The organism is Microcystis viridis FACHB-1342, assembly GCF_014698335.1.
In the GTDB taxonomy this organism is placed as follows: domain Bacteria; phylum Cyanobacteriota; class Cyanobacteriia; order Cyanobacteriales; family Microcystaceae; genus Microcystis; species Microcystis ichthyoblabe_A.
Map to the genome: position 1 here is coordinate 1 of NZ_JACJSV010000099.1, position 12,303 is coordinate 12,303.

The 12,303-nt window shown below is 43.5% G+C and carries 14 protein-coding genes and 2 pseudogenes; 9 read left to right on the forward strand and 7 right to left on the reverse strand.

The features are described from left to right. Positions 1–114 (reverse strand): annotated as a pseudogene (locus H6G40_RS21345) (photosystem II q(b) protein); the annotation flags it as partial. Between the two features lie 185 nt (positions 115–299). Here H6G40_RS21345 and cynS point away from each other — a divergent pair. Both cynS and H6G40_RS21355 read left to right on the forward strand, forming a co-directional pair. Further along, entirely contained in the window at positions 300–737 is a 438-nt protein-coding gene (cynS, locus tag H6G40_RS21350) for a cyanase (protein ID WP_069475048.1), read from the forward strand. Positions 738–898: 161 nt separating this feature from the next. Beyond that, a complete protein-coding gene (locus H6G40_RS21355; protein WP_002738682.1) occupies positions 899–1,546 on the forward strand; it encodes an NAD(P)H-dependent oxidoreductase in 648 nt (215 codons plus the stop codon). Between the two features lie 310 nt (positions 1,547–1,856). Here the strand turns inward: H6G40_RS21355 and H6G40_RS21360 are convergent, their stop codons facing one another. Beyond that, on the reverse strand, positions 1,857–3,668 hold the full coding sequence (locus tag H6G40_RS21360; RefSeq protein ID WP_069475049.1) for a sodium:solute symporter family protein: 1,812 nt from the start codon (positions 3,666–3,668) through the stop codon (positions 1,857–1,859). A gap of 44 nt (positions 3,669–3,712) precedes the next feature. Then, positions 3,713–4,081: a hypothetical protein gene (locus H6G40_RS21365; RefSeq protein WP_002803572.1), complete on the reverse strand. Its 369-nt coding sequence runs from the start codon at positions 4,079–4,081 to the stop codon at positions 3,713–3,715. Positions 4,082–4,234: 153 nt separating this feature from the next. On the opposite strand from H6G40_RS21365, the gene H6G40_RS21370 reads away from it, so the two are divergent. Next, positions 4,235–4,408, forward strand: a complete 174-nt coding sequence (locus H6G40_RS21370) for a hypothetical protein (protein WP_002739017.1) — start codon at positions 4,235–4,237, stop codon at positions 4,406–4,408. Positions 4,409–4,419: 11 nt separating this feature from the next. Here the strand turns inward: H6G40_RS21370 and H6G40_RS21375 are convergent, their stop codons facing one another. Both H6G40_RS21375 and H6G40_RS21380 read right to left on the reverse strand, forming a co-directional pair. Continuing rightward, positions 4,420–5,022, reverse strand: coding sequence for a chromophore lyase CpcT/CpeT (locus H6G40_RS21375; RefSeq protein ID WP_069475050.1), 603 nt, complete (start codon positions 5,020–5,022; stop codon positions 4,420–4,422). Between the two features lie 77 nt (positions 5,023–5,099). Continuing rightward, positions 5,100–6,125, reverse strand: coding sequence for a cyanophycinase (locus tag H6G40_RS21380; protein WP_069475051.1), 1,026 nt, complete (start codon positions 6,123–6,125; stop codon positions 5,100–5,102). A 220-nt stretch (positions 6,126–6,345) separates the two neighbouring features. Here H6G40_RS21380 and H6G40_RS21385 point away from each other — a divergent pair, with 220 nt between their 5' ends. Further along, the gene (locus H6G40_RS21385) at positions 6,346–7,494 is read left to right on the forward strand and encodes a substrate-binding domain-containing protein (protein ID WP_002739305.1); all 1,149 of its coding nucleotides are present in this window, start codon (positions 6,346–6,348) and stop codon (positions 7,492–7,494) included. 91 nt (positions 7,495–7,585) lie between these two features. On the opposite strand, the gene H6G40_RS21390 is transcribed toward H6G40_RS21385, so the two are convergent. Next, entirely contained in the window at positions 7,586–8,815 is a 1,230-nt protein-coding gene (locus tag H6G40_RS21390; protein ID WP_190538227.1) for a site-2 protease family protein, read from the reverse strand. A 63-nt stretch (positions 8,816–8,878) separates the two neighbouring features. Between H6G40_RS21390 and ruvA the strand changes: the two genes are divergently transcribed. From ruvA to H6G40_RS21410, 4 genes are all read left to right on the forward strand, one after another. After that, complete coding sequence (ruvA, locus tag H6G40_RS21395; protein ID WP_002777015.1) at positions 8,879–9,508, forward strand: Holliday junction branch migration protein RuvA; 630 nt, start codon at positions 8,879–8,881, stop codon at positions 9,506–9,508. 317 nt (positions 9,509–9,825) lie between these two features. Next, positions 9,826–10,311 (forward strand): globin family protein, encoded by a 486-nt coding sequence (locus H6G40_RS21400; protein ID WP_002739012.1) that lies wholly within the window; start codon positions 9,826–9,828, stop codon positions 10,309–10,311. Between the two features lie 79 nt (positions 10,312–10,390). Further along, positions 10,391–10,876 (forward strand): allophycocyanin subunit beta, encoded by a 486-nt coding sequence (gene apcB / locus H6G40_RS21405; RefSeq protein WP_002738786.1) that lies wholly within the window; start codon positions 10,391–10,393, stop codon positions 10,874–10,876. A gap of 189 nt (positions 10,877–11,065) precedes the next feature. Further along, complete coding sequence (locus H6G40_RS21410; protein ID WP_002739162.1) at positions 11,066–11,269, forward strand: phycobilisome linker polypeptide; 204 nt, start codon at positions 11,066–11,068, stop codon at positions 11,267–11,269. Positions 11,270–11,321: 52 nt separating this feature from the next. Here H6G40_RS21410 and msrB read toward each other — a convergent pair whose 3' ends face one another. Continuing rightward, on the reverse strand, positions 11,322–11,738 hold the full coding sequence (gene msrB, locus H6G40_RS21415; RefSeq protein ID WP_190538228.1) for a peptide-methionine (R)-S-oxide reductase MsrB: 417 nt from the start codon (positions 11,736–11,738) through the stop codon (positions 11,322–11,324). Between the two features lie 275 nt (positions 11,739–12,013). Between msrB and H6G40_RS21420 the strand changes: the two are divergent. Next, a pseudogene (locus H6G40_RS21420) lies at positions 12,014–12,303 on the forward strand (photosystem II q(b) protein); the annotation flags it as partial.

Below are 12,303 nucleotides of genomic sequence, written 5' to 3' on the forward strand. Positions count from 1 at the left end.
GATCATGATCACACCGAACCAGCCGACATAAAGACGGTTGTTGGTGCTGGTAATCCACTGGCAGAACTGCTCCCACAGGGAAGCGCTCTCGCGCTGTTGTAGAGTTGTAGTCATGGTTGGATAATTTCTGTATGTATTAGGTTGTCAAGGTTCGTTGTTTGACATGAGTTAATACTATCGGCTTTTTATAGTTATGTAAAGGGGTTTTAAGAAATGTTTTTTTATCAATGTCATAACTTTTACTTATATAATTGATGTTCAGGTAAACTAGAAGCAGACAAATTCTGCAAAAATAAGCGATGATACCCGAAATTACTGCAAAACTATTGGAAGCGAAGAAGGAAAAAGGACTGAGTTTCGCTGACCTAGAAGCGATTCTAGAACGAGATGAGGTGTGGATTGCCGCTGTTTTTTACCGGCAAGCGAGCGCCTCCCTAGAAGAAGCAACGAAAATTGTGGCAGCTTTGGGACTGGGAACCGAAATCGTCGCATCCTTAACCGAGTATCCTGTCAAGGGATTGGGTCCTGTTGTCCCCACCGACCCCCTGATTTATCGTTTCTACGAGATCATGCAGGTGTATGGAATGCCACTAAAATCGGTGATTCATGAAAAATTCGGCGATGGCATTATGAGTGCGATCGATTTTACCCTCGACGTGGATAAGGAGGAAGACCCTAAAGGCGATCGCGTTAAAATTACCATGTCGGGTAAGTTTTTACCCTATAAGAAGTGGTGAGTCCGGCCAAAGTCAACGGTAAGGGATTTCTATTCCTTGCCGCTCTTGCTATTTTTCTTAACCAAACTTAACAATTGACGGCAAAATTTTGCTTGCTTTTTTTTTGCAGATTTTGAGAGAATTTAAAATAGATTCCAGCGCTCAATCGCCCAGGAGATATAATGACGATTCAACCTCAAGAAATTTTAGAAAAGCTTCAGTGGAGATACGCTGTCAAAAAATTTGACCCGTCTAAAAAAATTTCTGAAGCAGATTGGTTTATCTTAGAAGAAAGCTTGAGACTGGCTCCTTCTTCATATGGTTTGCAACCCTGGAAATTTATTGTCGTTCAAGATCCAAAAATTCGTGCGGCACTTACTCCGGTCAGTTGGAATCAAACTCAAGTAGAGGATTGCTCCCACTATGTGGTACTTGCTACTCTTACCAAAATTGAAGTAGCATATGTCGAGAAATTCGTTGCAAAAATAGCTCAAGTTCGAGAATTAGATGTCGCTTCTCTGGAGAATTATAAGAATCTGATGGTGTCAGATTTAGTTAATGGGCCACGCTCAGCAATTGTTCAATGGTGGTCTCAGCGACAGAGTTATATTGCGATGGGAATGCTGATGGAAACCGCCGCCTTGCTCGATATTGATGCTTGTCCACTAGAAGGAATCGAGCCAGCGGCTTATGATCGTATTCTGCAATTAGAAGGTAGCGGCTATGCAGCAGTAGCAGCAGTGGCTCTCGGCTATCGCTCCTTAGAAGACAAATATCAACTGTTGAAGAAAGTTCGCTTTGATCGCGATGAGGTTATTGTCTGGCATTAGTACAATAAGACTATATCAGTTGAGGGATTGTTTATGAATCGAGGAAAACTGGTTGCGATCATTACTAGAGCGATTTTGATCGCAATCGCTTATTTAATTCTAGTGCAATTACTAGATTTTCGTGGAGAAATGATACCCGCTCCTCCACTCTTTTTGGGATTTTAGATTTTAGATTTTGGATTGCGAGTTTCCCTTGTTCCAAGGCTCTGCCTTGGAACACAATATCTAAGGCTCTGCCTTAAAATAGTATTCAGGTTCTACCTGGGAACGAGATCTTACTCATAACTGATAACTGATAACTGATAACTGCCTAACCTAAATCTCGGTCTTTAGTGACAGTAATTTCCTTAGATAAATGTCGATACCAAGTAAAATAGAGACCGATGGAAAGCAAAAGAAAAACCAAAGCCAAAATCTTCAAACTTTGCCACTGCTTGATGATTAAAACAATCCCCATCATAAAGAGGACTAATTGCCAAGGAACGGTGAGAAAAGCGGCAATGATATCCCGTTGATTTTCCGCTTTAATTTTTGCCTGTAGGTTAGGTTTAACACTTTGACGGACTTCTCCCCAAAAGCCAAAAGGTCTGGTAACATTATAGAAATTTTCCATAACTAAAATATCGGTAGGAGGAGTTAACAAAGTAGCGATAATACAGCCAGCTAAAGCGAACAAACTCGGCACAAGAAAGAGAATAAGTTCCTGATATTGACTGTGACGAAAGAAAGGTAAAATTATCGCTTGTGAGGCAATAGCCGCAATCATTCCTGCTAAAGTTCCCACGGCAAAACCATAACCATTAAAGCGCCACCAATACCAACGTAATAGGAGAGGAACTGCTAATCCCACCCCTAATCCCGTGGTTAACCAACCCCAAATATCATTGACATTTTGGATATTAAAACTCAAAACTAAGCCAATGACTACCACAAAAATCGAGGCCAAACGACCTTGAAAAACTAACTCCTGTTCTCCCGCATTTGGTTTCAAAAAAGCTTGATAGATATCTTTGACCCAATAGGCAGCACTAGCGTTAATAACTGCGTTAAAAGTGGACATAGCCGCCGCTAAAAAAGCAGCAATTAATAACCCTTTCATCCCCACCGGAATGTATTGAGTAATCACCGTGGCCAGAATTCTTTCTGGATCTGTAATCGTGCCTTCGGTTAAACCGTAGTGAATACCTAAAACCGCAAAAGCTGTGACTAGAGGCCAACGGAAAGAAAGCAGAATAATCCAGAATAAAGATAATAAACCGGCATCTCGATCGCTTTTGGCCGCTAGGTATCGCTGTAACATATAACCACCGCTGCCGCTGCAACCTTCGATGATGGTTTTAACTAAATAAAAGAAAATCACCCCACCAAACAAATTAAAGATGGCATAATCTCCGGGTAAATCCAAGGTCATCGAAGGGAAAATACTAGACCAGTCGCTTAAATTCCAAGTTTTTGGCTCTGCTGCCCCCGGAATTGCTACCGTGAAACTATCGGGAAGATTAACAGTAAAAAAGGCCACTGTCGATACATAAATGACCGCCACAAAAATCAGAAACCCTTGAAATAAATCGGTAATTACCCCACCATAGAAACCACTGGCCACCGTATAAATCAAGGTTAGAAGAATTAATATCACCGAAGCAAGACGGTCATCCATACCCAGAAACTGCCCTAAAAATTTCCCCCCCGCAACGGAGAAATAACTCATCGCACCGATAGAGAATAAGAGAGTGGCGACGGCGCTAATAATTCGGGCAAAATTACCCTGTTTTCCCGGTCCAAAGCGAAATTGCATCCATTCCGCCATGGTCATAACTTTAGCCCGGCGATTCCATTTGCCCATAAAAGCCATGAGAAAGGCCATAATTAGGACAACACCGCCGCGGATTTCGATAAATAGTCCTTTGGGTCCGACGGCGTAAATTAGGGCAGAAATGACCATAGTTCCCGCTAAATCGGTGTTAGCCGCCATTCCCGACACCCCTAACATCCACCAGGGCAAATTGCGATTACCCAAAAAGTAGGATTCTAGACCTTGAGAAGCTTTTTTCTCGGCGATAATCCCGATTATTAGGGTTCCTGCCAGATAAAGCAGCACAATTACATAATCAATTAACTGCATAGTTTCAGATCAATTTAACTTTCGATCGTTATAGCATCAATTGACTACGATTTCTGGCTAACGGTTTCTTTTTCTAAGATTTGCACCCGTTGCTCCAGCTTTTTTAAATCTTCCTTTAATTCAATTACTAAAGTGGCTAAACGCTGGAACAGTGGGTCACTTTCCCCGACTACTTCCCCATTTACTATACCCGTTCCCGATCGCCGTTGGGGAATCGGAGCGGCATTTTCCCCGCGGATGGATATTCCTCGGACCTGACTTTCAAGGCGCTCAACTCGATTGCGGAGACTAATTAACTCCGATCTTACCGCCGTATCCGATTGTGCCTTGCTGGCATTAACAAAACTCAGTATTAGCAAAAGGGAGATAATCAGCGTTAAAAAGCCATAAAAAGAGATTTTAGCTAATTTCATCGATTTTACCCCCTATCTATCTGACCCGGCTTAATGTTAAGAAACGTGGCTAAATCTAAAGCTTGATTGCAATTCCGCCCCTGGGTGATTAGTTGCTCAAAAGAGGATGATAAGGTAAAAAACACGATTTTGTGGAAATTTGGCCTTATCTCTATGTATAAAAACTCAGATAAAGATTTTCTCGGAGCAGCAATCACAGCCGGTTTAGGTGCGGGAATCGTCACTTCTTTTGCCGTCAATCAAGGACAAGACATCGGTACAGCTTTAGGAATTACCGCTTTAGCGGCTGTTTGCGGTGTTATCTGCCGTCATTTTGACCTAATGTGATGCAATCTTCCTCACACCTCCAATTCTGCCGAAAAATCCTGTTTTTTCTCGTATTGATAGGGGCCGAGCAGAGCGCCCCAAATTCCCTTACCAGTGCCGGGATCTAGACCTTTATCGTAGGTTTTTAGGCTATGACTCGTCACCTCGAAACCTAAAGCCACCTGATAGGTTGTACCCTCATAGGTGAATTGACAGTGCTGTTCCGGTTGCGGTTGGGCGATAAACTGGTATTGATTATCAGCGAGAGTATGGACTTTGACCGATAAAGTGCAGGTAGGCAGAAAAGTTAGGTCTTCTAAGCTAATTTTTCGCAAAATATCGGGATTTTTGCCCGCACCTTGCACGGATTTCAGGTCATTAAACATATAATGCCTAACCTCTAACCCTCCCGATTCCGAGTGCGTTAATCGCCACAGTCGCGGTCGGTAGGGTTGGTCTAAATTGATGATACTGGCCTGTTCGGCAAAAAGCGCGATGCTGTCTTCCCGAAATAAAGGCAACGGACGTAACCATAAACGCAGGTGAACGTACCACACCGGTTCTGCTTGCGCTTGCCGTTGATTTTCAAATTCACCCGCGAGATACCGACCAAAAGTGATTAATTCAGGGGTCATAGCTCAAAAAATTCTCCTTATTGCCTCAAAATTAATCCTAACACCCATAGAAATCACTTTTTTGACAAAAATGACCTTCAGGCTACCAGAACCCGCTTAAACCCTGCCATTCCCCCTTTAGTGTACCAATATTCCCAGCCACCGCCAGCCGCACTAGACCAATCCTTGAGGTCAAATTCACCGCTGCCGGAGGGAGTTCCCGCGATGCGATAGACTTTCACCGCTTGACCGTTGTTATTCCAGATTAAAGGCCGATCCGGCTCCATCTGTTCGGGTAGAGTCCCGTTAGTTTGCAGAAAATAGGCATCTTGTCCCTTATCGGTGCCGTTGCCATAGACTTTGGCGATACCATGCTCATCGATCGCCAGAAAAGCACCTTCTTCTAAACCGATAGCGTAGGCAGGTAGTTGATTGTGATTATCGTGTACATTACGGGCTAAAAAACCAAAAAGGCGACCATATCTTGTTTCGGGATGATCTTGATTGAGTCGATCCAAATGGGTATCTGTCACCACTTTTTTGAGAAAAGGAACCCGAATAAAATCACTCCGATAGAAGTCTTTGGTGTTGAAGTGAAAGGGATTATTTAATATTTCTGAACTCAGTACTCCTTCGTGAGTAGGCGCATAGTAAAAATCCCCCAGAATAGCCATTCCTGCGCTGGTTCCCGCCACGGGAACTTTTTTGTCGTTGATCAGATAATTGATCGCTGTTTCCACCTTTGTGCTTTCCCACAAATCCTCGTACTGATTTTGATCACCACCGGCAAAAAAAAGGATATCGGCATTACGAATATATTCGATAACATCAGGATGATTCGCCCCTTCACGACTATCAATTGATAGTTCCGCTGCCGAGCCGATCAGGGAGGGATAATTGTCGCAAATCCAATCGGCTTGACCGCCAAGATCACCAAAGCGCAGCACTAAGTAATTACCGCCTTTAGCTCGATTTAATAACCATGTGGTCGCTTGATCTTCTCCTAACTTACCTCCTTCCGCTCCCCCGATTAATAAAATACCCGATCGATGTTTTACAGACTGAAAATTGGCTTTTCCACAACGACAAGAATAATGGAAATCTCGATCATGATTGTTTGACATAGTCTTATAACCTCTCCCCTTAGCTTACTCCTTCTATCCTAGCTTTAACTAGGACAAAATCAGAGTTTTCTACCATAAAAGTTAACAACAAAGCCTCTCTATGGCTGAAATCGGTAGCGGCAAAACTCCCTAGTTTACATTTTGTTAAAAATCGTCCTATAATAATTCAAGGCTAGAAACTGGCAATTATTACTGTTAAAGTTGAGAATCGGCGGGCGATATGTTAAATAGACGTTCTTTTTTGCAAGGATTAGGTACAATCGCCTTAGCGGGGGGTTTAAATGGCTGCGCTTCCAGAAGCGGCGAGCCGAGCATTTTTCTCCTGTCCGGTTCGATTCCGCCGCGATTACTAACAGATTTTCAGAAAACTATTGCCGAAAAAAAAGTCAATTTTCAGTCGGAAAGGCAGCTGAAAGAGCTATTAGAATTATTGGAAAAATGGTTAAAAAATCAGGGGCAACCAACCTCACAATTTTCGTTTCCTATCCCTTTTAGGGAACAAAACCCAGCCATGGGTAATTTAGTCACCCTAGGAGATGCTTGGCTAGGAAAAGCGATTAGCAACGGTTTAATTCAACCCCTAGATACTTCTCAACTCTCTAATTGGTCAAAACTGCCCCCCCGTTGGCAAGAAAATATGACTCGCAATGCTCAAGGACAACTGGAAACAGAGGGGAAAGTCTGGGGTGCGCCCTACCGTTGGGGAATGACAGTAATTGCCTATAATGAGAAAAAATTCGCTCAATTTGACTGGCGGCCACAGGATTGGTCCGATCTATGGCGACCGGAATTAACCGGTAAAATTGCCCTAATTGATAATCGTCGCGAAGTCATCGGTTTAACCCTAAAAAAATTGGGTTATTCTTATAATTCTAGTGATTTAAAACAAGTAATGGGACTAAAAGACCAGCTATTCGCTTTACAAAAACAGGTAAGATTTTATAGTTCTCAATATTATTTACAACCCCTAATACTCGGTGATGTCTGGCTGTCTGTGGGTTGGTCTAATGATATTTTACCAGTGAGCGATCGCTATAATAAAATCAAAGTTGTTGTCCCCAAATCTGGCACTTCTCTCTGGTCAGATGTGTGGGTAAAACCAGTTTTAACTACTCCTAATTCTCTTGTCCAGCAATGGATTGATTTTTGTTGGCAACCAGAATCCGCTAATAAAATTTCTTTATTTACCTCTGGATTATCACCCCTAATTCTCACTGAAAATCCCGATCAAATTCCCCCAGATATTAGAAATAATCCTTTACTTGTCAATCCAGAAGCAGTCAAAAAAAGCGATTTTCTCAACCCTTTATCGCCAGCAACCGAGCAAGAATACGAGCAATTATGGCAAGCAATGCGACAGTCAGTATAGTCAGGAGATACTAGACAAAATTCTGCGAGAATATTGAGGTGAAAATTACATTTACCTAACTGATAACTGATAACTGATAACTGATAACTGATTAAGCGGCTTGACTTTGGGTTTCTTGGGCGAGAAAAGTAAGGATAGAAGCTTTTTCAATTAACCCCAAAACCCTGCCGTTTTCCTCTACCACTGTCACTTGAGATAAATTTTCTCCTTCCAAAATTTTCACCACATCTAGGAGGGAAGTATTAGACAAAACCAGTTTGAGACTTTCGCTAGTTTGTAATAACTGGCCGATATTTACCTGGGTCCATTGGGAAGTGGGAATTGTTTTCAGATCCTCTAAATTAATCACTCCTAATAGTTTACCTTCGCTATCGGTAACTAGGAATTTAGACCATTGTTGTTTACCGATAACATAATTATTAGCAAAATCGCGCAGGGTTAAATTAATCGGCACTACAGGACTATTAGGAGAGATAACATCTTTAGCGGTGTAGCGACTTAGGAAATCTTGAACCTTAGCTGATTGAGCGGAAAAGCCAGCATTTTGTAGGAGGAAAATGCCAATTAATAGCGTCCAAAAACTGCCAAATTGACTGATTCCGAGAATTGATAGCGCACCGATGACAATCGCTAACCAACCAAAAAATTGACCGAAACGACTAGCAAATAAAACCCCTTTATTGGGATTACCCGTTACTTGCCAAACGATGGCTTTAAGGATATTACCACCATCTAAAGGTAAACCGGGGATTAGGTTAAATAACCCTAGGGCGAGGTTGATATAGGCAAGCAGAGAAAGAATCGCCGCCATCGGCCCATTTAAACTAATATTGAGACCAATAATTAGGAAGATACCGAAGAGCAGTAAACTAACTAAAGGGCCGGCAATTGCTACGAGAAAAGCTTCTAGGGGAGTTTTCGATTCTCTGCCGAGAGTTGCCAAACCACCGAATAAAAAGAGGGTAATTGATTTGACTTCAATACCTTGGGCGATGGCAACAAAACTATGACCTAATTCGTGGGCAACCACGGAGGCAAATAGGAGAATAGCGGCAAAAAATCCTAAGAGCCAGGGCATGATTCCCGTTAACTGGGGAAACTGACTTAAATCTCCCCCATAGGTTAAGGTAATTAACCCCAGAACAAAGAACCAAGAAGGATTAATATAAAAGGGAATTCCAAAGAGATTCCCGACTCTAATGTTGCCATTCATTTTGTATCTTCTCCAATTATTGGGGACTAACGCCAAGAAGATTAGGTTATCAATTACGCCATTCACTTCTGTTAACAATTGTAACAAAACTGCAAATCTCTCCGGCATTCCTTTAGGGAGTAAAAACCGTCATTGCTGTGGTTCGGTTATTTTCGTAGGAGAACTAAATTAATGATTAATTATTTACGCGGACAAGCGATCGAGGTGATCAAAACCCCCAATAACCGACTGATCTTGATTTTAGACGTAAACCAGATCGGTTACGAAATCCAAATTCCCTCGCGATTAGCCCTAGACATCGGCAAAGATAACAATGATAGTCGTCAGATTTTTACTCACCTACTCCTTCGCGAGGAGCAGCCTTTATTGTACGGTTTCGGCGCCGCCCCAGAGCGAGATCTGTTTCGTCAACTGCTTTCCGTCAATGGAGTTGGAGCGCAATTAGCCCTAGCTTTAATCGATACCTTGGGGATTGAGGAACTTGTGGTGGCGATAGTGACAGGAAATACCAAAATTTTGAGCAAAACCCCCGGAGTCGGCTTAAAAACAGCAGAGAGAATCGCTTTAGAGTTAAAAACTAAATTGGCAGCATGGCGACAGCTAAAAGAAGCGACGACGACAACCACGGCAATACTACCGGCAGCGGAAATCCTCGAAGATGTGCAGATGACCCTTTTAGCTTTAGGATACAGCCGGGAGGAGATCGATCGAGCTATCGCAGTCCTCAGTCAAGATGCTTTATTTAGTAAAAATACTCAGCCAGAAGACTGGATTAAAGGGGCAATTAATTGGCTAGGCTAAATCAGTCGTCAGGAGGCAGGAGACAGGAGACAGTTTCATTGTATTCTCCCCACACCCCACACCCTACACCCTACACCCTACACCCCACACCTCATACCCCACTCCGGTGCTCCTTTCTCAGGGCAAATGTTAAAAAGTATTACGAAAATAGTGAGAAGGTGAACCAGATGCCGCAAAATAGTTGCGTTAGGTCGCTCTAGCTAGGGAAGTCTTGAGACGCTGAGGCGGAAACGAGATAACTTAAGCGTAGTGACCACGACTGCTATAAAATGTCAGATTAAGTTTATTAATCTCACTTAGTTGGGAGGAATCCATCAATGAGTATCGTCACGAAATCGATCGTGAATGCTGATGCTGAAGCTCGTTACCTCAGCCCCGGCGAACTAGACAGAATTAAAGCCTTCGTTGGCAGTGGTGCCGCTCGTTTACGCATCGCTGAAACCCTGACCGGCGCTCGCGAAACCATCGTCAAACAAGCTGGCGATCGCTTATTCCAAAAACGTCCTGACATCGTTTCCCCCGGTGGCAACGCTTACGGCGAAGAAATGACCGCTACCTGTCTGCGTGACATGGACTACTACCTACGTTTAATCACCTACGGAGTAGTCGCTGGTGATGTCACCCCGATTGAAGAAATCGGTTTGGTCGGTGTGCGTGAAATGTACAAATCTTTAGGAACCGACATCGGTGCCGTAGCTCAAAGCGTTCGCGAAATGAAAGAAGTTGCTACCGGTCTTATGTCTTCTGACGATGCTTCTGAAGCTTCTTCCTACTTCGATTACGTGATCGGCTCTATGTCGTAGAATAATTCCTTTGTGAATCGTTCTAGACACACCCCTCGTAAACCTCTTAAGATTAAGCAAAACCCAAGGAAGAACCACCATGCAAGACGCAATTACTTCTGTTATCAACTCTGCTGACGTTCAAGGCAAATACCTTGACGCTTCTGCTCTCGGCAAACTGAAAGGCTACTTCGCCACCGGTGAACTGCGCGTGCGCGCCGCTAGTGTCATTAGCGCCAACGCTGCCGGTATCGTTAAGGAAGCTGTGGCTAAGTCCCTGTTATACTCTGACGTAACCCGTCCCGGTGGCAATATGTACACCACCCGTCGTTACGCCGCTTGTATCCGTGACCTCGACTACTATCTCCGTTATGCTACCTACGCTATGTTAGCTGGAGATCCTTCTATCCTCGACGAGCGCGTTCTCAACGGCCTGAAAGAAACCTACAACTCTTTAGGTGTACCCATCTCCTCCACCGTTCAAGCTATCCAAGCGATGAAAGAAGTCACCGCTAGTTTAGTTGGTGCTGATGCGGGTAAAGAAATGGGGATTTACTTCGACTACATTAGCTCTGGCTTAAGCTAGAAGTAACGAACTCGGACGAAATAGGTTCGGGAAGCCGAGGATGAGTGCTAGGTCTTTAAAGGCTGAATCTGTCCAAGATAGGTTTTGACGAGCTAGTATTGATCCTTGACTCCCGACCTTTGTTATTTTAGGAAAAAGCCTTCGTTAGTTTGAGCGACAAGTTTTTCAGCGATTAGGAGAAATCAATCCATGCGGATGTTCAAAATCACCGCTTGTGTTCCAAGTCAAAGCCGCATTCGGACACAACGGGAATTACAAAATACCTATTTCACCAAACTCGTTCCCTACGATAATTGGTTTCGTGAGCAACAACGCATCATGAAAATGGGCGGCAAAATTGTCAAAGTGCAGTTAGCTACCGGCAAACCAGGAACTAATACAGGTTTACTGTAATCGGCTGCCACTAGAACTTAAAAAAAGAGGTCTTTCCAGACCTCTTTTTGCTTTAGGGATTTTTTTCAAACTGCAAAGCGGCAGAATTGAGACAATAGCGTTTTCCCGTCGGGGGTGGACCATCATTAAAAACGTGACCGAGATGAGCATCACAGGCGGCACAAACAATCTCTGTCCGCACCATGAAAAAACTAACATCTCGCTCGTACTTAATATTGGCCTCGTTAGCAGCAGTCCAGAAACTCGGCCAACCAGTACCCGAATCATACTTGCTGTCAGAAGTAAATAACTCCGTACCACAGCAGACACATTTGTAAATACCTTTTTCTTTATTATCGTGATATTTACCCGTAAAAGCCCGTTCTGTTCCCTTTTTGCGAGTAACTTGGAACTGTTCGGGAGTTAGCTGGGCCTGCCATTCCGCCTCGGTTTTACGAACTTTTTCTACCATAGTCAGGACAACCGCCATTATGATTAAATTTCCCTTTTTAGTCTAACCTGAGTTCGAGATCTAGGTTTTTTTCATAAACATGAAGTATGACCTGATTTAGCATCGCCTTCTGACGACGTACTCCCCAAAAGGAAAACTTGGCCAGGAAACCCTATAGACTTAACATAACCTCAGCTTATCAATGGTATAAGTAACAATATCGTTAAACCCCTTTACAAACCGTTACAAAGTCCTTAAGATAGAGACATCATCAATCAATCGTACCTCGATAACTTAATAGGAATCATAAACCAATGACCACCACTCTACAACAGCGCGAAAGCGCTTCCCTGTGGGAGCAGTTCTGCCAGTGGATCACCAGCACCAACAACCGTCTTTATGTCGGCTGGTTCGGTGTGATCATGATCCCCACCCTGCTCACCGCCACCACCTGCTTCATCATCGCCTTTATCGCAGCTCCTCCCGTAGATATCGACGGTATCCGCGAGCCTGTAGCTGGTTCTCTACTCTACGGAAACAACATCATCTCTGGTGCGGTTGTTCCCTCTTCCAACGCGATTGGACTCCACTTCTACCCCATCTG

What these genes read in the sequence shown, in the direction of transcription:
- H6G40_RS21365 (WP_002803572.1), bottom strand. Translation starts at nt 4,081, where the DNA reads ATGAAATTAGCTAAAATCTCTTTTTATGGCTTTTTAACGCTGATTATC.
- msrB (WP_190538228.1), bottom strand. Translation starts at nt 11,738, where the DNA reads ATGGCGGTTGTCCTGACTATGGTAGAAAAAGTTCGTAAAACCGAGGCG.
- H6G40_RS21360 (WP_069475049.1), bottom strand. Translation starts at nt 3,668, where the DNA reads ATGCAGTTAATTGATTATGTAATTGTGCTGCTTTATCTGGCAGGAACC.
- H6G40_RS21400 (WP_002739012.1), top strand. Translation starts at nt 9,826, where the DNA reads ATGAGTATCGTCACGAAATCGATCGTGAATGCTGATGCTGAAGCTCGT.
- H6G40_RS21410 (WP_002739162.1), top strand. Translation starts at nt 11,066, where the DNA reads ATGCGGATGTTCAAAATCACCGCTTGTGTTCCAAGTCAAAGCCGCATT.
- H6G40_RS21390 (WP_190538227.1), bottom strand. Translation starts at nt 8,815, where the DNA reads ATGCCGGAGAGATTTGCAGTTTTGTTACAATTGTTAACAGAAGTGAAT.
- apcB (WP_002738786.1), top strand. Translation starts at nt 10,391, where the DNA reads ATGCAAGACGCAATTACTTCTGTTATCAACTCTGCTGACGTTCAAGGC.
- H6G40_RS21385 (WP_002739305.1), top strand. Translation starts at nt 6,346, where the DNA reads ATGTTAAATAGACGTTCTTTTTTGCAAGGATTAGGTACAATCGCCTTA.
- ruvA (WP_002777015.1), top strand. Translation starts at nt 8,879, where the DNA reads ATGATTAATTATTTACGCGGACAAGCGATCGAGGTGATCAAAACCCCC.
- H6G40_RS21380 (WP_069475051.1), bottom strand. Translation starts at nt 6,125, where the DNA reads ATGTCAAACAATCATGATCGAGATTTCCATTATTCTTGTCGTTGTGGA.
- H6G40_RS21375 (WP_069475050.1), bottom strand. Translation starts at nt 5,022, where the DNA reads ATGACCCCTGAATTAATCACTTTTGGTCGGTATCTCGCGGGTGAATTT.
- H6G40_RS21355 (WP_002738682.1), top strand. Translation starts at nt 899, where the DNA reads ATGACGATTCAACCTCAAGAAATTTTAGAAAAGCTTCAGTGGAGATAC.
- H6G40_RS21370 (WP_002739017.1), top strand. Translation starts at nt 4,235, where the DNA reads ATGTATAAAAACTCAGATAAAGATTTTCTCGGAGCAGCAATCACAGCC.
- cynS (WP_069475048.1), top strand. Translation starts at nt 300, where the DNA reads ATGATACCCGAAATTACTGCAAAACTATTGGAAGCGAAGAAGGAAAAA.